At 72.5% G+C, this 16,812-nt stretch carries 14 protein-coding genes and 3 pseudogenes; 6 read left to right on the top strand and 11 right to left on the bottom strand.

The window, feature by feature from the left end; translation table 11 throughout:
- Positions 1-221: 221 nt before the first annotated feature.
- The 4 genes from ACZ5C2_RS38030 to ACZ5C2_RS38015 all read right to left on the bottom strand — a co-directional run bounded on the left by ACZ5C2_RS38030 (position 222) and on the right by ACZ5C2_RS38015 (position 3,387).
- A complete protein-coding gene (locus tag ACZ5C2_RS38030) occupies positions 222-1,454 on the bottom strand; it encodes an MFS transporter (protein WP_468801469.1) in 1,233 nt (410 codons plus the stop codon).
- A 348-nt stretch (positions 1,455-1,802) separates the two neighbouring features.
- Positions 1,803-2,366 carry a hemerythrin domain-containing protein gene (locus ACZ5C2_RS38025; RefSeq protein WP_468801467.1) on the bottom strand — a complete coding sequence of 188 codons (564 nt, stop codon included), beginning with the start codon at positions 2,364-2,366 and terminating at the stop codon, positions 1,803-1,805.
- 90 nt (positions 2,367-2,456) lie between these two features.
- Complete coding sequence (locus ACZ5C2_RS38020; RefSeq protein ID WP_468801465.1) at positions 2,457-2,990, bottom strand: DoxX family protein; 534 nt, start codon at positions 2,988-2,990, stop codon at positions 2,457-2,459.
- A 73-nt stretch (positions 2,991-3,063) separates the two neighbouring features.
- Positions 3,064-3,387 (bottom strand): hypothetical protein, encoded by a 324-nt coding sequence (locus ACZ5C2_RS38015; protein WP_468801464.1) that lies wholly within the window; start codon positions 3,385-3,387, stop codon positions 3,064-3,066.
- Between the two features lie 329 nt (positions 3,388-3,716).
- Between ACZ5C2_RS38015 and ACZ5C2_RS38010 the strand changes: the two are divergent.
- Positions 3,717-3,997 (top strand): annotated as a pseudogene (locus ACZ5C2_RS38010) (hypothetical protein); the annotation flags it as partial.
- On the opposite strand, the gene ACZ5C2_RS38005 reads toward ACZ5C2_RS38010, so the two are convergent.
- The 4 genes and pseudogenes from ACZ5C2_RS38005 to ACZ5C2_RS37990 form a co-directional block, all read right to left on the bottom strand.
- A complete protein-coding gene (locus ACZ5C2_RS38005) occupies positions 3,948-5,606 on the bottom strand; it encodes a catalase (RefSeq protein ID WP_468801463.1) in 1,659 nt (552 codons plus the stop codon). The pseudogene ACZ5C2_RS38010 and the gene ACZ5C2_RS38005 overlap by 50 nt on opposite strands.
- Positions 5,607-5,725: 119 nt before the next feature.
- A pseudogene (locus tag ACZ5C2_RS38000) lies at positions 5,726-6,149 on the bottom strand (alpha/beta fold hydrolase); the annotation flags it as partial.
- A 162-nt stretch (positions 6,150-6,311) separates the two neighbouring features.
- Positions 6,312-6,548, bottom strand: coding sequence for a hypothetical protein (locus ACZ5C2_RS37995; RefSeq protein WP_468801461.1), 237 nt, complete (start codon positions 6,546-6,548; stop codon positions 6,312-6,314).
- A gap of 363 nt (positions 6,549-6,911) precedes the next feature.
- On the bottom strand, positions 6,912-8,402 hold the full coding sequence (locus ACZ5C2_RS37990; protein ID WP_468801459.1) for a helix-turn-helix domain-containing protein: 1,491 nt from the start codon (positions 8,400-8,402) through the stop codon (positions 6,912-6,914).
- Positions 8,403-8,560: 158 nt separating this feature from the next.
- Between ACZ5C2_RS37990 and ACZ5C2_RS37985 the strand changes: the two genes are divergently transcribed.
- The 3 genes from ACZ5C2_RS37985 to ACZ5C2_RS37975 all read left to right on the top strand — a co-directional run bounded on the left by ACZ5C2_RS37985 (position 8,561) and on the right by ACZ5C2_RS37975 (position 11,559).
- Positions 8,561-9,181, top strand: coding sequence for an L-threonylcarbamoyladenylate synthase (locus ACZ5C2_RS37985; RefSeq protein WP_468801458.1), 621 nt, complete (start codon positions 8,561-8,563; stop codon positions 9,179-9,181).
- Between the two features lie 17 nt (positions 9,182-9,198).
- Positions 9,199-9,954, top strand: coding sequence for a dienelactone hydrolase family protein (locus tag ACZ5C2_RS37980; protein WP_468801456.1), 756 nt, complete (start codon positions 9,199-9,201; stop codon positions 9,952-9,954).
- Between the two features lie 99 nt (positions 9,955-10,053).
- A complete protein-coding gene (locus ACZ5C2_RS37975) occupies positions 10,054-11,559 on the top strand; it encodes a metallophosphoesterase family protein (protein WP_468801455.1) in 1,506 nt (501 codons plus the stop codon).
- A 10-nt stretch (positions 11,560-11,569) separates the two neighbouring features.
- On the opposite strand, the gene ACZ5C2_RS37970 is transcribed toward ACZ5C2_RS37975, so the two are convergent.
- Positions 11,570-12,544: a TauD/TfdA dioxygenase family protein gene (locus ACZ5C2_RS37970; protein ID WP_468801454.1), complete on the bottom strand. Its 975-nt coding sequence runs from the start codon at positions 12,542-12,544 to the stop codon at positions 11,570-11,572.
- Between the two features lie 184 nt (positions 12,545-12,728).
- Here ACZ5C2_RS37970 and ACZ5C2_RS37965 point away from each other — a divergent pair, with 184 nt between their 5' ends.
- Positions 12,729-13,559 (top strand): aldo/keto reductase, encoded by an 831-nt coding sequence (locus ACZ5C2_RS37965; protein WP_468801452.1) that lies wholly within the window; start codon positions 12,729-12,731, stop codon positions 13,557-13,559.
- Between the two features lie 54 nt (positions 13,560-13,613).
- Positions 13,614-13,808: pseudogene (locus ACZ5C2_RS37960) on the top strand (DNA polymerase ligase N-terminal domain-containing protein); the annotation flags it as partial.
- Positions 13,809-13,848: 40 nt separating this feature from the next.
- Here the strand turns inward: ACZ5C2_RS37960 and ACZ5C2_RS37955 are convergent.
- Positions 13,849-16,185, bottom strand: coding sequence for a SpoIIE family protein phosphatase (locus tag ACZ5C2_RS37955; RefSeq protein WP_468801451.1), 2,337 nt, complete (start codon positions 16,183-16,185; stop codon positions 13,849-13,851).
- A gap of 63 nt (positions 16,186-16,248) precedes the next feature.
- Positions 16,249-16,755, bottom strand: coding sequence for a peroxiredoxin (locus ACZ5C2_RS37950; RefSeq protein WP_468801449.1), 507 nt, complete (start codon positions 16,753-16,755; stop codon positions 16,249-16,251).
- Positions 16,756-16,812: the final 57 nt, after the last annotated feature.

The raw sequence follows: 16,812 nt of genomic DNA, 5'->3' as shown, positions 1-16,812 counted from the left end.
AACCACCCTGAACCAGCTACTCGCCGTGACCGAAGTCGTGGATGCCCAGCGAATACACGACACCTCAACATGCGAGCTCACCAGTATCAACCCCCGCTTTCTCCGGGGGGTGTCTGACCCCCGCCGTCCCGTCCCTCCCGTCACCGTCGCCGGGGCTGCGCCCCGGACCCCGCCTTTCGGCCCTGGACGGCCTCGTCCTCACGCGCCGGACGGGCTGGGGGTCAGGCCGCCGTTTCCAGGGCGGGGCGGGGGGTGTTCTTCGTGGGGAGCGGGAGGGGGGCGGTCGAGCGGCGGGTGTGCCACAGGTGGCCTGCGGTGATGGACGTGGCGATGATCAGGCCCCCGGTGATCAGCGCGCCGCGCGGGCCGGCCAGTTCCATGAGGAGGCCGAGGGCGGGCGGGCCGCCCAGGCCCCACACGGTGCCGACGCTGCCCCAGACGCCGAGCACGCGTCCGCGCAGGTGGGCGGGCGGGTCGGTCTGCAGGACGGCCGTTCCGGCGGTGTCGGAGACCGACTCGACGACGGCCATGGGCAGGACCAGCACCAGCAGCACGGCAAGCGACGGTGACATTCCCGCCACCACCTGGAGCAGCGCGCCCGTCGCCGCGAGGGCTCCTACCAGCCGCACCGACGGCCTGCGCAGCCGCGCGCCGAGCACCGCACCGAGGATCCCGCCGACGGCGAGGACCGTGGACACCGTGCCGAATGCGCCCGCGCCGCCCGCGAGCGGCCCGGTGACCAGGACGGCGAGCGTGAGCCCGTAGTTGCGTCCGAAGACCGCGCTGACGCCGGTGACCCCGGCGAGCGCCATCAGCCGGGGCCGACGGGCGAAGAAGGTGAGCCCTTCACGGACGGTCATGGGGGCCCGGGGGCGTTCTCCCTTGTCGGCGACGTGGCGGACCGCACCCGCCGCCGGGCGCAGGAACGGGATGACCGCGGTCACGAAGAGGAAGGAGAACCCGTTGGCGAAGTAGGCGGCGGCGGTGCCCAGGAAGCCGACGGTCACACCGGCGAGCGCGGCACCCGCGAGCCGGCCCGCGTTGAAGACCAGGGCACCCACTCCGATGGCGGAGGGGACGTCCTCGGCGGGGACGAGATCGTTGCCCAACAGGGCGCAGGCCGGGTTGTCCACGGTGGCGACCATGCCGGTGACGGCGGCCAGCACCATCAGGGACGTCAGGTCCAGCCGGTCCAGCGCCACGAAGACCGCCGTGGTGAACGCGATCGCCGACAGCAGGGCCTGGCTCACGGCAGCCGTCGGTTTCCGCGGCCAGCGGTCGACCGCCGCGCCGCCGAGGACACTCATGAGCAGGGCGGGAGCGGCCTGCACGGACATGGACAGACCGGTGGCGGCGGCGGAGCCGGTGATCTGCAGGACCAGCAGGTTCTGCACCGTGAGCTGCATCCACGTACCGGCATTGGACACGAAATTGGCGACGGACCACCAGCGCATGCTGCGGTGCCGCAGGGACCGCCAGGGCGAGCGGGAGACGGGCTGGGCAGGGGCGTGTGAGGAAGACACAGTGCGCTACTCGGAGACGAGCCGGAGGGCTCAGCGAAGGGGGCGCGGGAAGCGGAACGCCGGCTGCGCTGCGCGGCGGCTCCCCCGCCTGGACTGGGCGCGGACCATCGTGGCAGAAGAGAGCGCCGAGTCGGCTCCGGGCAGCCGGGGATCACCGGGGTGCGCACGTCAAATGTGCTGTGGTCGCCGGGGAGTTGCGGTGACGAGTGTGGTTGCTCACAAGGGGCGGGCAGGCGTGAGGGCCCGCCGCTCGAAGCGGCGGGCCCTCACCACGCGGTTTCAGGTGGACTTGCCGCGTCCGCTCAGGGCGTCCCGGAGCCGGTCGACCATTCCGACGCCCGGTGCCAGCAGCTTGTTCGCGGGGGGCTTGTCCGGGGCGGACGGGTGCGGCCGGGTCGGGGCCGACTTCTTCGCCTGCCGGACCTTGTCACCGAGCTCGTGGAGTTGCTCCGGGGAGCAGGCCGCGCGCAGCTTCGGGAAGAGGTTCTGCTCCTCGTCGGCGATGTGCTCGCGGATCTCGGCCATCAGCGCGCCGATGAGCCGGTCGAACTCGGCGTCGCCCGCGTCGCAGCCCTCCAGGTCCTTCATGGTCTGCTCGGCCGTGGCGTGGTCCTCGAGCTCCTGGTCCGCCAGAGCGCCCCCGTTCGGCACATGCTCGCGCACGGCCGGGTAGAGGTAGGCCTCCTCGGCCACGGAGTGCCGGACCAACTCGATCGTGGCCTGGTCGGCGTACACCTTGCGGTCCTTGTGGCCGGGTGGCAGTGCCTCGATCTTGCCGAAGAACTCCTCGACTTCCCGGTGATCGGTCACCAGTTCGTCGATGACGTTGCCTCCGTGTCCCATGTCCTTCACCTCCGGTTCGTGGTGGCACCCGGCCGGGCCCACTCCGCCCCCGGGTCCCCCCGCCGTCTGAGTGCTAACGCGCCCGGTGGGTCAGCAGGACAGCCTGGCCCGGACACGGCCGGCCATCGCGGCGGGGCCGGCGCCGGCCCGGACGGAGTGGCGCACGAGGTGGGCGTCGCGTCGCAGGTCGTGGGCGGCGTGCCGGCCGCGCCACAGCAGCGAGGGTGCGGAGCCGGTGTCGTCCGCCGCGATCAGCAGACCGCCGAGCATGGAGAGGTTCTTCAGGAAGTGGATGCGCTGCTGGGCCTTCTGGTCGGGGTCCTCCTCCTCCCAGAAACGGTGCGCGGCCAGCGTCGTGGGAACCAGCGTGAGGGCGATCGCGAGCGCGGCCGGGCGGGACATGCGTCCGGTGGCCAGCAGCAGCCCGCCCACGACCTGGACGGCGCCGCTGAGGCGTACGCAGTCCTCGGTGCTGTCCGGCAGCAGCGGGACGCGATCGGTGACGGACCGTACGACGGGCTCCGCGATGCCTGCGACGTTCCGGGGGTGACGGACGGAATCCAGCCCGCCCGCGACGAACATCGATGCCAGCATCGGCCGGCCGAGGACACGCAACAGACTCATGCCTACTCCTGGGAGTGTCGGTGGTGCGAACGCGCCGGGTTCCCCCCGGGGGCGGGAGGCAATCGGCGTGCCGTCACCAGAACCGGGTGGTGAGCGCGGGCTGGTGGACAGCCTCGACGGCGTCGCGCAGGCAGAGCGCGACGCCGATCGTGGTGCGCAGGACCGAGGGGCGCACGGTCTGCGCGGTCTCCGTGGCCAGGACGAGCAGACAGCCCGCCGCCTGTTCGACCACGGAGACGGGGAGGGTGTAGTCGCTGTCGGCGGCCGCACGGAACGCCTTCAGCGGGATTCCGGCTCCGTCGACCGTCCGTCTGGCCGCCTGCTCCAGGTGCAGTGCGGCCTTTTCACAGAGCGAGGCGGGCAGGGTGAGGGTGCGCTGGAACGATGAACTCGTCATGCTCCCACTGCTCCCCCGGCGCGGCGCCGTTCGATCGGCGGGCGCGGGGATTTCACCGTCCCGCGTGAGCGTTCGGCGGCGGTCGGGCTCGTACGCCGGGCATCACCGCGTAGGTGAGGAGCCCGCGCACTCGCCTGTTCTCCGGTCCGGCCGGCCGGGACGGTGACGGGCCCGGGCCCGTCACGACCCGGGCCCGTGGCGGCCCGACTCACCGGACGGACGGCCACGGGGCGCGGACGCTGTCCGGTTCGCTCACCGAGACAGCCCTCGACGGGCGGGTGGGGGGCGTCCAGCCCGCCCGAGGCGCGGACGCCGTCCGGGCCGGGACGGCGGCCCACGGCGGGCACCGGCAGACCGGCCTCGCCATGCTCGCCCTGTTCGGCTGTGCCCATCCGGACACGGTCCTGGACGGCCACCGGCAGGCGGAGCCGCTAGCCGACCGGAGGCGCGCGTCGGCGTGCACCAGCCGTTCCCGCTGCTGGTGCACGCCGCGCTGTTCGGCCGCGGCTACGTCGGGCAGGTGCTCACGGTGGCGCCGGCGGCCGCTGCCGGGCGGCAGCTCAACGGGTCACCACGTGCCGTTCGTTGGGGACGCAGTGGGTCATGGTGAGCCCTTCCACGTCGCGCGGCGGATTGTCGCCGAGGCTGGCCAGCCGCTTACGGTCGTCGTCCGTGAGGTCCTGGCCCGCGAGCGGTTCCAGGTGGGCGACGTCCTCGGGCATGATGCCGAGGCCCTCGCCGACCCGGCGGCCGAGGTCGTTCTCGGCCAGGAGGCAGTGCCAGACCATGCGTTCCTGCACCTCGCGGTCGCACTGGGCGAACAGGCCGGTGAAGTTCTTCACCAGGTCGTCGCGCTCCCAGTCCTCCATCAGGCAGTAGCGCTGGCCCGCCTGGAGGTAGTCGTTGGTGCGCGGGATGCGCTTGCGGGTGAGCCGGCCCACGATCTCCGGGCCCTGGTCGTCGTGCGTCGGGTACTCGCCCTCGCGCAGCCCGCCGGTGATCGACGGCTCGTAGTTGACCTGCGGGTTCTCCCCGCCGTCGTCGACGTGGTACGCCATCTGCCCGTCGCGCTGGTTGGTGCGCACCTCGGCGTTCTTCGCCTGGTTGACGGGGAGTTGCAGGTAGTTCGGGCCGACCCGGTGACGCTGGGTGTCGCTGTAGGAGAAGGTCCGGCCGACGAGCATCTTGTCGTCGGAGAAGTCCAGGCCGTCGACGAGGACGCCGGTGCCGAAGGAGATCTGGTCGTTCTCGGCGAAGTAGTTGTCCGGCATCCGGTTGAGCACCATGCGGCCCACCGGCTTCGGGGGGAAGTCCTGCTCGGGCCAGGTCTTGGTGTCGTCCAGCGGGTCGAAGTCGAGCTCCGGGTGGTCGTGGTCGTCCATCATCTGGACGAGCAGCTCCCACTCGGGGTGGTCACCGCGCGCGACCGCCTCGTACAGGTCCTTGGTGGCGTGGCCGAGGGAGTCCGCCTGGACGTTCGCGGCGTCCTCCTCGGTCATGGAGCGCACACCCTGCTTGGGCATCCAGTGGTACTTGACCAGCTTGGTGTCACCCTCGGCGTTGACCCACTTGTAGGTGTTCACGCCGAAGCCCTGCATGTGACGGTAGTCCGCCGGGATGCCGCGCGGGCTGAAGAGGTTGACCAGCATGTGCATGGACTCGGGCGTCTGCGACATGAAGTCGAAGATGCGCCGCGGCTGCTGCTCGAAGGTGACCGGGTCCGGCTTGAGGGCGTGGATGACGTCCGGGAACTTGATCGCGTCCCGGATGAAGAAGATGCCCAGGTTGTTGCCGACGAGGTCCCAGTTGCCGTCCTCCGTGTAGAACTTCACGGCGAAGCCGCGCGGGTCGCGGGCCGCCTCGGAGGAGTCACGTCCGCCGATGACGGTGGAGAAGCGGACGGCCACGTCGGTGCGCTTGCCCTGCTCCTGGAAGAGCTTGGCCCGGGTGTAGCGGGAGACGGGCTCGTCACCCCACTTCCCGTACGCCTCGAAGAACCCGTAGGCGGTGACCCCGCGCGCGTGCACGACGCGCTCGGGGATGCGTTCCCGGTCGAAGTGGCTGATCTTCTCCAGGAACTGGTAGTTCTCCAGCGTGGCGGGGCCTCGGGCACCGACCGTGCGCTGGTTCTGGTTGTCGTAGACCGGATGGCCCTGCCGGTTGGTGAGTACCTTGCGGTCGTCGCCCGGAGCGGGACCCCGGCTCGAAACGTCCGTCATGATGGTGGGCTCCTTGCGCTGCTCGTCATCCCCCCGGTCGCGTGCGTACGGGGGTCATGCTGCCGCGCATCACCGCGGGCGGCGACTCGGAGCGGTCGGCTGTGCGGGCGTACGGGGGCACGCCGGGTGAGGAAGCGGTCCAGGGCCGCGGTGAGTTCCGGGGGCTTCCACCGGGAGTTCGTGGCCCGCGTCCAGGATGCGGACCTCGGCGTCCGGGTGGCCGTTGGCCCTGCGCAGCATCTGGTGCGCAGGGAGCCGGATGCAGTGGTGGCCGTGCACCATCAGGGCGGGTCCGCGGATCCCGCCCGCCCGGTCGAGGACATCGAAGGCGCGCCGGATGTCGGCGGCGAGGAACAACCGGAACGGCACCCGGGTGGACGCCGCCATCAGAAGTCCCCATGACCTGCTGTGGGCCATCCGGTGGTCCCGGCGGTGCCGGTCCGCGGTCCAGCCGTGGATGATCATCAGGGGGACGCTCCCGGCCTTCCGGGGACCCTCGTCGTCGTACGTCGGATCCGCGCCGTCGACAGCGGGTTCAGGCATGGGGCGTCGCCCCCGGAGCACCTGTGGCTCCTGACCAGTAGGGCACCAATCGCCCACCGGGCCGTGGGCGTCGTGCACCGGACAGGTGCGAGGCGGGCCGGAACACGGCGCGGCCCGGACACCGTGCCGTGCACGGTGACCGGGACCGGTGCGGCAGCGGCTTCAGCCGCCGTTCAGACGTGCGCGCAGCAGCCCCTTGCCCAGTTCCGCGCCCTTGCGGCTGTCCGCCTGGGCCTTGCGGAACAGGTCGGCCACCTCGGTGTCCTTGGCGCGCTCGGCATCCTGGATGTAGCCCTCCAGGCGCAGGGCGTTGCTCAGGCACGCCTCGACGTACCAGATCAGGTTGTAGTCCTTGTCCTGCGTGCCGGTGGCGCCGCCGGTCTCCGTCTCGCTGGTCATCGGGCCTCCTCCTCGCGGTGCTCGTCAACCGCCCGTCCGATCCGTGATGCCGGAGGGGCGGGCCTTCACAGCCGCGCTCGGGTACCCGTCCGCGGCGCTGGCACACGGCGGCGAGGAGACGGACGCGCCCTGGCGAGCAGAAAGGCGTGTTGCGGCGTGGACAGAAGGGTGCGCGGCGGCGAAGGAAAGGGCGCGCCGCGGCCAGGGGCGGAGGCGCGACCGGTCCCCCGTTCCGGTCGTGCCCCCGCCATGACTCGAAACTAATCGGAGCGCGGGCGCCTGTGTATCGCACCGATGCCCGCTGCGGCCGGCGGAGGACTCATCCGTGCACAACTGAGCCCGAAAGGTCCGCTTTGCTCCGCCCTACTCCGCCGTGAGCACCGGCTGCTCCAGATCGCCCACCGCCAGATGGGCCAGCACGACCTCGTAAAGATCGGTTCCGGTGGCCAGCAACTGGCGTTCGAGGACCGGTTCGGCGCTGCGCACGTGCTCGCGCACGGTCTGGGCGTGGACGCCCAGGGTCTGCGCGGCCCGCTCGGCGTTGCCCCCGGCGGCGATCCAGGTGCGCAGGGTGCGGCGTACGTTGCGGGCATCGCGGTCCAGGCGACCCAGCAGTTCCCGGGCCCAGGCGCCGACGGCCGGGTCGGCCAGCAGACCGGCGAGGCCCGGGGAGTGCGTGCCCGGGTGAGGCCCCGCCTGCCCGTCCAGGAGGTTGATCTGGGTGTGGAGCGCCAGATGGACGACGGCGCGGGCGGTGATGTCGTCGAAGTCGACGCCGAGCGCGGCCTCGACGCGTTCCATGCGGGCCCGCACGGTATTGCGGCTGACGCCGAGGATCTTGGCGGTGTTCACGGCGGTGAACTCCAGGCCGAGACGGGTGGTGGCGAGGAGTTCGGCCCGGGTGTGGTGGGCCAGCGCGTCCAGCGGACGCAGCACCCGGCCCGCCCAGCCCCGCAGGGCGGCGGGGTCCATCAGCCGCTCGGGGTGGGTGCGTTCGGCGTACACGGCCGTCTTGTCCGCCCGGAAGCGCGCCACGGCGAGCGCGCTGACGGCCTGTCCGTACGCGGTGGCGGTACGGGCGAGGCTCTGCCACACGCTGCCACCGAGGAAGGTGCCGGGGTGCTGTCCGACCAGTGACCGCAGATCGGACGCGGTGCTCGGGCGGGGGCTGACGACGATGACATGCCCGTCCATCGCGGGGCACCGCACGACCAGCGCCTCGTCCCGCGTGGTGTCCAGGCACTCCGCCACGAGCCGTTCGCGCCGGTCGGGTGCGGACTCGACGACGTAGACGCACGCCGTCTCGGCGTCCAGCAGACCCGGCCAGAGTCCCGCGGCCACCCGGCGGGCCGCCACGGTGTCCTCGACCATCAGCAACTGCAGGATCGCCAGCCGCAGATCGGCCGTGGCCCGCCGGAGCCGGCGCCCGGCCGCGGTGGTCTCGTGGGCGGCCAGCAGGAGCTCGATCACCTGGGCGGTGTGGATGACGACGTCGGCGATGTGCCGGTCGAAGGGGGTCTCGCGGGAGACGGCCAGCACACAGGCGCCCGTGGGACGGCCGATGCTCACCAGGCGCTGATGGCGTCCCTCCCCCTCCCAGGCGGCGGAGGCGATCCGGCCGGATCCGAGGTCGGCGACGAGGGACTCGTCCAGTGGCAGCCGGGTTCCGGCGAGGAGGGTTCCGGCGGCATCCTGGAGGGAGACCTCCGCACCCGCGGTGCCGGCCAGCCAGTCGACGACCCTGCGGGCGTCCCGCCCGGCCGGCCGCAGATGCTCCAGCAGCTCCTGTGCCCAGGTCGAGGGCTCCCCCGTCGCCCCCGGCGTCCGCCGGATTCCGTCGTCACGGCCTGCCACCTCGGATTCCCCTTCGTCTCGTCGCCGTCCCGGCCCAGGTCGGGGACGTTACCGCACCCGTGTGCGCGGCCCACGCGGCGCGGCACCACGCCCCGGACGCGAGGGCGCGGGACCCTGCGGTGTGCGGTGCTCCCGTGCGGGCGGCATAAGCTCGGTGAATGGCGAAGTACTTCGACGTGCACCCCGACAACCCCCAGCCGCGCACCATCGGCCAGGTCGCCGACAGCATCCGCTCCGGCGCCCTGATCGCGTACCCCACGGACTCCTGCTACGCGCTCGGCTGCCGGCTGGGCAGCCGCGACGGCATCGACCGGATCCGCACCATCCGCAAACTGGACGACCGGCATCACTTCACCCTGGTGTGCCGGGACTTCGCGCAGCTCGGTCAGTTCGTACGGATCGACAACGACGTGTTCCGCGCGGTCAAGGCATCCACTCCGGGCAGCTACACCTTCATCCTGCCCGCGACGAAGGAGGTGCCACGCATGCTCCAGCACGCCAAGAAGAAGACCGTCGGCGTACGCATCCCCGACCATGTCGTCACCCAGGCCCTGCTGGCGGAACTCGGTGAGCCCCTGCTGTCCAGCACCCTGTTGCTGCCCGGGGAGGACGAGCCGATGACCCAGGGCTGGGAGATCAAGGACCGGCTCGACCACCAGGTGGACGCGGTGCTCGACTCCGGGGACTGCGGCACCGAGCCGACCACGGTGATCGACTTCTCCGGCGGCGAGGCGGAGATCGTACGGCGGGGCGCGGGCGACGTCTCGCGGTTCGAGTGACCGGAGGCGGGCCGGCGTTGAGCGCCGTGACGGGAAGCGATGTCGGCGTCCCCACCGAGGACGGGACAGCCGACGCGTACCTGACGCATCCCTCCGACGGGGCTCCCCGGCCGGCGGTGCTGTTCTACACTGACGCCTTCGGGCTGCGTCCGCGGCTGCGGAAGATGGCCGACCGGCTGGCGGAGGCCGGCTACACCGTCCTGGCGCCGAACGTGTTCTACCGGCGCGGACCCGCACCGGTGGCCGACCTCCCGGAGTTCATCGACGACGCCTCGCGGGGCAGGCTGCTGCGGCGCCTGATGCCGACGATGCAGCAGCTCACGCCCGAGCGGGCGGCACGGGACGCCGGAGCGTATCTGCGGTGGCTGGCCGAGTGTCCGGTGGCGGCCGACGGCCCGGTGGCGGTGACCGGCTACTGCATGGGCGCGGCGCTGTCCCTGCGCACGGCCGGCACCCATCCGGAACGGGTGGCCGCCGCGGCCGGCTTCCACGGGGGCCGGCTGGCGTCGGACGCGCGGGACAGTCCCCATCTGCTCGCCGGCCGGATCACCGCCGAGCTCTACTTCGGGCACGCCGACCGGGACCCGTCGCTGCCCGCGGAGCAGATCGAGCGCCTGGAGCGGGCCCTGACGGACGCCGGTGTCCGCCACCGCTGCGAGGTGTACACCGGAGCGGGGCACGGATACACCCAGTCCGACACGGCCGCCTATGACAAGGAGGCGGACGAACGTCACTGGGCCGCGCTGCTCGGTCTGTTGGCGCGCACCTTCTGATGTCCGCCGCCAACTCGCCTTCCCGCGGCGAGGGTTCGCCCCCTCGCCGTGGGACACCCGGCCTCCGGCGGTCCGCGGCCCCGTTGTTACGGTGCACCGGTGTCCGATTCTTCACGCGATACCGCAGAGGGTGCCGGCTGGGGCGCCGCCGAACGCGGTGCGTACCGGCAGCTGATGCCGCACCAGGTCCGGAAGATCTCCTGGCTCGACCCGAGAACGCTGTGGGCCGCCCGCAACGGCGTACTGGCCTCGTGGTTCGGGGATCCCACGGGCGGTGTCCGCGCCCGATGGGTGGCCCAGCGGTCGGCGGCCGGAGCGCCGGCCGACAAGGTGATCCGGCGCGACGACCCGGACCGGTTCTCGTTCCTGGTCATCGGCGACACCGGCGAGGGCGGCGAGCCCCAGTACGCGGTCGTGCCGGGCCTGCTGAAAGAGGGCCGGGACACCGCCTTCACCGTGCTCGCCAGCGATGTGATCTATCCGGTGGGCAGCGCCGACGACTACGACGCCAAATTCTTCCGCCCGTACCGGGACTACCGGGCCCCGGTCTACGCGATACCGGGCAACCACGACTGGTACGAGGACCTGGCCGGCTTCATGCGCGTCTTCTGCGACGACGCCCCTCCGCTGCCGCCCGGGCCCGCACCGCGCCCTCTCACCCGGGCCTGGCTGCGCTCCCTGCTGTGGCACCGGCCGCGCCCCGGGGACGGCGGGCGTCTCGCCGAGGCGCGCACGCTGCGCTCCGGGCCCGCCCAGCGCGCCGTGCAGCCGGGGCCGTACTGGGCGATCGACGCCGGACCGGTGCGGATCATCGGCATCGACACCGGGCTGCTGGGCACGGTCGACGCCGAACAGGGCGCCTGGCTCCGGGAGTCGTCCCGGGGTCCGCGCCCGAAGATACTCGTCACGGGCTCGCCCCTGTACGTGGACGGCAAGCACCACCCGTGCCCGATCGAGGGCGGCGGCACCGTCGACGACATCGTCCGCGACCCCGCTCACCACTACGTGGCCGCGATAGGCGGGGACATCCACAACTACCAGCGCTACCCGGTGCGACTGGACGACGGCCGCACCCTGCAGTACGTGGTGGCGGGCGGATCGGGCGCCTTCACACACGCCACCCACACCATCCCCCGGGTCGATGTCGCCGGTGTCACCGAGCGGGACTTCCGCTGCTATCCGCTGCGCGGCGACTCCCTCGCCTTCTACAGCGCCCTCTACGGGCGGCGGCTGCGGCTGCGGCGCTTCTTCGCCCTCACCGACGCCGAGGCGATGGCCGTGATCGCCGAGCGTCTCGGCATCGGGCCCACCCGCGCCGCGGGTGCTCCGCCCCGGGTCACCCGCCGGATGCGGCTGGTCGCGGGGCTGCTCGGCACCGGCCGTCGGCCGGACCGGGGCAAGCGGTTCCGGCTGCCCGTGCGCAAGGCCTACACGTCGGTGTTCTCCCCGGGTTCGGTCACTTCCAGCCCGCCGTTCTTCAAGAGTTTCCTTCGCCTCGACGTGAGCCCGGAGGTGATCCGGCTGCGCTGTCACGCGGCCACGGGTCTGCGCGCGCACGAGGTCGCCCCGCCGGTCGAGGACGAGGTGACCATCCCGCTGAGGTGAGTGCGGACCGCTACCAGCGGCCCGGTGCGGTGCCGGTGAGGGGCTGCGAGGGCCGTCCGTCCACGCCCACGGGGACGTCACCGGCGAGCATCACGCGGTGCATGATCCGCGGGTGACCGAGGTGGGCGGTGTCGCCCGGGGCCAGATGGATGGTGGCCCGGTTGTCCCAGAAGGCCACGCTGCCCGGCTCCCAGCGCAGGCGCACGGTGTACTCGGGCCGGGTGGCCTGCTCGAGGAGCATCTCCAGGACGGCCGCGCTCTCGGGGCGGGACAGGCCGGTGATCTGTTCGAGGTAGTAGCCGTTGACGAACAGCACCCGCTCCCCGGTCTCCGGATGGACGCGCACCAGCGGATGCTCGGAGGCGGTCTGGTGGTCCAGCAGATGGCGCAGATAGGCGTCGTCGCCGGGCCGTGGCTGGTAGCCCACCCCCAGCCGGTGCTCGGCGCGCAGCCGGTCGGCGAACTCGCGCAGCGGTGCGGACAGTCCGGCGTAGGCCGCGGCGAGATTCGACCAGGTGGTGTCGCCGCCGTAGGGCGGGACGGTCTCGGCGCGCAGGATCGTCGCGGCCGGCGGGTCGACGCGGGCGCCGTGGTCGCAGTGCCAGCCGCGCAGCAGGGTGTGGCGGCGGCGCCGCAGCCACTCGTCGTGCTCCATACCGAACCGTCCGCCCAGCTCCAGGCGGTCGGCGGTCGTCTCGACCTCGGGGAAGTCCGGAGGAGAGGCCCTTCCGCGCCGGGGCAGCACGACCGGTTCGCCGAACCGGCGGGCCAGCGCCACATGGGCGGCGTGGTCGAGGTGCTGTCCGCGGAAGAACACCACCTTCCAGCGCAGCACCGCCGCCCTGATCCCGGCGATCACGGCGCCGTCGAGGCCTCCGGCGAGGTCGACGCCGGTGATGTCCGCCCCGATGTGCCCGGTGACAGGGTGTACCTCCAGGGTCCCGGTCCGCTCCCCCTCCGCCATGCCGCTCCTGTCCACCGTCATGCTGCCCCTCTCCGTCGGCCGTCACCGCCGGTTTCGTACGGACCGGCTTCCGGGAAGATCGTGGCAGCGAAGCGCGGGCCTGGCGACAGGGCCTCGCCCGGTACGGGCCCGCCCGTCCGGTTGATCACGCCCCCCACCGTCCCCGACGCTGGGGGGACGACACTGTCAACGGGAAGGTCCCCTCGTGATCAGCATCCCGAGTCACACCCTCAACGACGGCACCACTCTTCCCGCCCTGGGTCTGGGCACCTGGCCGATGGACGACGCCGAGGCGGAGCGCGCGGTGGGCACGGCCCTGGAGACGGGGTACCGCCTGGTCGACACGGCGACGAACTACCGTAACGAGACCGGTGTCGGCCGTGCCGTGGCCGCGGCCGGCGTGCCCCGGGAGGAGATCCTCGTGACGACGAAGCTGCCGGGCCGGCACCACGGCTACGAGGAGACCCTCGCCTCCTTCGAGGAGTCCCGGGCCCGGCTGGGCCTGGAGTACGTCGACCTCTTTCTGATCCACTGGCCGCTCCCCCGCGTCGACAAGTACGTCGACTCCTGGAAGGCCATGATCAAACTGCGCCAGGACGGATCGGTCCGGTCGATCGGCGTCTCCAACTTCACGCCCGGCCACATCGAGCGGCTGGAGAAGGAGACCGGGGTGCTGCCCTCGGTCAACCAGATCGAGCTGCACCCCTTCTTCCCCCAGGAGGAGCTGCGTTCCTACCACGCGGACAAGGGTGTACTCGTCGAGAGCTGGAGCCCGCTCGGCCGGGGCTCGACACTGCTGGACGACCTGGCCGTGGCCGCCGTCGCCGAGGCGCACGGGGTCACCCCGGCCCAGGCGGTGCTGCGCTGGCACATCCAGCTGGGCGTGCTCCCCGTCCCCAAGTCCTCCGACCCCGGGCGGCAGCGCGCCAACCTCGACGTGTTCGGCTTCGAACTGGACGCCGCCCAGATGCGGACGATCGCCGAGCGCGCCCACCGGCGGATCGGCGGGGACCCGGAGGTGCACGAGGAGTTCTGACCGGGTACCCGGCGCCCGCGTGTGCGGTGGTGACGTACGGCGAGGAGCGGCACGGTGGGCGAACGGAACCTGCCGCGGGACCACCACGGCGAGCGTGACTTCGACCGGACCGGTGAACCCGGAAGCGCGGCGGAGCCGGGCGGAGAGCCCCGCTTCGTCGTGCGGATCCATGACGCGCGGACGACGCACTTCGACTTCCGCCTCCAGGTGGGCGACATACTGAAGTCCTGGTCGGTCCCGAAGGGGCCCCGCCGACGAGGACCACGGGGTCCGGGCCGCGGCCGGCGGATCAGCGCCCCGGCAAGTGCTGCTCGGCCCAGATCGTCTTGCCGCGGTCCGTCTGCCGGCTGCCCCAGCGATGGGTGAGCTGGGCCACCAGCAGCAGCCCGCGGCCGCCCTCGTCGTAGGCGTGGGCGCGCCGCAGGTGCGGTGAGGTGGAGCTGGCGTCGGCGACCTCGCAGATGAGGGTGCGGTCGCGGATGAGCCGCAGCCGGACGGGCGGCACGCCGTATCTGATGGCGTTGGTGACCAGTTCGCTGACGACCAGTTCGGTGACGAAGGCGATCTCGTCCAGTCCCCACTCACTCAGCATGCCGGTGGCCCACCGGCGGGCGGCGGCCACCTCCTCGGGGTCGGGCCGCACGTCCCGCGTGGCGACCCGGTCGGCACCGAGGGTCCGTGTGCGGGCCAGCAGCAGGGCCACGTCGTCCCCGGGCTCCTCGGGCAGTACGGCCTTCAGCACGCCGTCGCACAGGGCGTCAAGGGAGCGGACGGGCACGGCCAGGGCGCGGCACAGTTCACCGGTGGCGTGGTCGATGTCGCGGTCACGGTCCGCGACCAGACCGTCGGTGTAGAGGGCGACGACGGAGCCCTCGGGCAGCTGGAGCTCCGTCGCCTCGAACGGCAGTCCTCCGACGCCCAGCGGCGGACCCGCGTCCACGGGGACGATCAGGCTCGTCCCGTCGGGCAGCACGACGACGGGTGCCGGATGTCCGGCGGCTGCGGCGGTCAGACAGCGGGAGAGGGGGTCGTAGACGGCGTACAGGCAGGTGGCGCCCAGCTCGGCCACATCGTGGTCACCGTCCGCGGCGGCGAGGTGCAGGACCAGGTCGTCCAGGTGGGTGAGGAGTTCGTCGGGCGGCAGATCGACGTCGGCCAGGGTGCGCACGGCGGTGAACAGCCGTCCCATGGCCGCCGTGGAGGGAATGCCGTGGCCGACGACGTCGCCCACGACCAGGCCGACCCGGCTGCCCGCCAGCGGGATGACGTCGAACCAGTCGCCGCCGATGCCGGCCGCCGACCCCGATGGCAGATACCGGTGGGCGACCTCGACGGCCGCCTGGCCCGGAAGTCCTTTCGGCAGCAGGCTGTGCTGGAGTGCCAGCGCGGTGGTGCGCTCGCGGACGAAGCGGCGGGCGTTGTCGATGCAGACGGCCGCCCGGCTGGCGAGATCCTCGGCGAGGACGGCGTCGGCGGCGGCGTACCCGTCGGGATTGTCCTGGCGCACGGCGACCACGACGCCAAGCGTGGTACCGCGGGCCCGCAGCGGTACGGACAGCTGGGAGTGGATCCCGGCGACGTGGCGGCGGACGGCGGGGTCCTGTGCGCCGCGCTCACCCATCCACCGGTCGAAGTCCGGCTCACCCGCGCGGGTGAGCACCGCCCTGCCTTCGCGCATGGCGCGCGCCTGCGGGGAGAAGGGCGGACAGACGTCCGTCCGGCCGAGGTGCATGACTCCCTCGGGGCCCTCGGTGGCAGAGCCGTGCGCCACCCGGCGCAGCGCCACCCCGGTGTCCGGCCGGAGCGGGGGTTCGTCGGCGCCGAGGACCCAGTCGAGCAGATCGACGGCGGCGAAGTCGGCGAACGCCGGCACCAGGATGTCCACGAGCTCCTCGGCCGTACGTACGACGTCCAGGGAGGTGCCGATGGCGGTTGCCGCCTCGTTCACCAGGGCCAGCCGGTGCCGGGCCTTGTGCTGCTCGGTGCTGTCCAGGCCCGTCATCGCGGTGCCGATCACCTCTCCGGTGAGGTCGCGGACCGGCCACATCTCGACGTTCCAGGCGTGGCGCCGGGAGGAGGAGGGCGCCTGGCCGTAGCTCTCGTGGTGCAAGGGCTCACCGGTTTCCGCGACATGGCGCAGCGACCGGCCGACAGCAAGGGTGTGCTCCGTCCGCCCCGCCGTGTCGAGGAAGGTCCGTCCGAGCAGTTCCTCCTCGTCTTCGCCCAGCGCCTCGCAGGCGGCGGCGTTGAGGCGGACGAAACGCTGCTCGGTGTCGAGGACGGACATCGCCAGGGACGCCTGCTGGAAGGCCCCTCCCGCCAGTGTCCTCTCGGCCGGTTCTGCGGGCTCCGCGGTGATCACGTACCCGCCGGGTGCGCCCCCCGTGCCGGACACGGGGCAGACCGTCAGCCGGAGCGGTACGAGGCGGCCGTCGCGGTGGCGCACCACGACGCTTCCGGAGGGCACGGGCGGAATTTTGGGCGGGGTGGCCTCGGTGAGGAGGTCATGCACGGCCCGCCCCACGGCCTCGGCGGCCGAGAGCCCAGTCAGTTCGCGGGCTCCCTCGCTCCACCCCGTCACGACGCCGCGGGCGTCGACGACCACCGCGGCGGAGGCCTCTTCCATTGGTCCAGCATCGGCCCAGAACCGCCCGCTCTCAACCGCGGCTGCCGGGTCTCCCGGGCGGTCTCAGGCACGGTGCTCACGCAGCGCGGCGAGCGCCCGGTCGGCGTGCGTGTTCATCCGCAGTTCGCTGCGCACCACCTCGAGGACGGTCCGGTCCGGCGCGATGACGAAGGTGGCCCGCCTGGTGGGCGCCAGGGCGATGCCCCGTTTCACCCCGAAACGCTCGCGTACGGTGCCGTCGGGGTCGGACAGCAGCGGCATGCCCAGGGTGTGCCGTCCGGCGAACTCCGCCTGCCGCTCGACGTCGTCCCCGCTGATACCCACCGGGCGAGCGCCGACGGCGGCGAACTCGGCGGCCAGGTCACGGAAGTGGCAGGCCTGGGCGGTGCAGCCGGGGCTCAGGGCGGCCGGGTAGAAGAAGAGCACCACCGGCCCCTCGGCGAGCAGGTCGGTCAGCCGTCGTACGGTGCCGGTCTCGTCGGGCAGCGCGAAGTCCCCGACCGTGTCACCCCTCCTCCTGTGGGCGTCCGCTCTTGACTTCTCCCCCTCGTGAACGAGGGGGATTCTCACGGCTCGCGTCGTGAGGGTTTCTGCTTCAGCGCCGACTGCCCGCCCGGAGTACTCCGT

It is taken from the genome of Streptomyces sp. NPDC031365 (genome assembly GCF_055569765.1).
The sequence above is the reverse complement of the archived record's forward strand: the minus strand, read 5'-3'. Positions and strand labels throughout refer to the sequence as shown.

What these genes read in the sequence shown, in the direction of transcription:
- ACZ5C2_RS38030 (WP_468801469.1), bottom strand. Translation starts at nt 1,454, where the DNA reads ATGCGCTGGTGGTCCGTCGCCAATTTCGTGTCCAATGCCGGTACGTGG.
- ACZ5C2_RS38025 (WP_468801467.1), bottom strand. Translation starts at nt 2,366, where the DNA reads ATGGGACACGGAGGCAACGTCATCGACGAACTGGTGACCGATCACCGG.
- ACZ5C2_RS38020 (WP_468801465.1), bottom strand. Translation starts at nt 2,990, where the DNA reads ATGAGTCTGTTGCGTGTCCTCGGCCGGCCGATGCTGGCATCGATGTTC.
- ACZ5C2_RS38015 (WP_468801464.1), bottom strand. Translation starts at nt 3,387, where the DNA reads ATGACGAGTTCATCGTTCCAGCGCACCCTCACCCTGCCCGCCTCGCTC.
- ACZ5C2_RS38005 (WP_468801463.1), bottom strand. Translation starts at nt 5,606, where the DNA reads ATGACGGACGTTTCGAGCCGGGGTCCCGCTCCGGGCGACGACCGCAAG.
- ACZ5C2_RS37995 (WP_468801461.1), bottom strand. Translation starts at nt 6,548, where the DNA reads ATGACCAGCGAGACGGAGACCGGCGGCGCCACCGGCACGCAGGACAAG.
- ACZ5C2_RS37985 (WP_468801458.1), top strand. Translation starts at nt 8,561, where the DNA reads ATGGCGAAGTACTTCGACGTGCACCCCGACAACCCCCAGCCGCGCACC.
- ACZ5C2_RS37970 (WP_468801454.1), bottom strand. Translation starts at nt 12,544, where the DNA reads ATGACGGTGGACAGGAGCGGCATGGCGGAGGGGGAGCGGACCGGGACC.
- ACZ5C2_RS37955 (WP_468801451.1), bottom strand. Translation starts at nt 16,185, where the DNA reads ATGGAAGAGGCCTCCGCCGCGGTGGTCGTCGACGCCCGCGGCGTCGTG.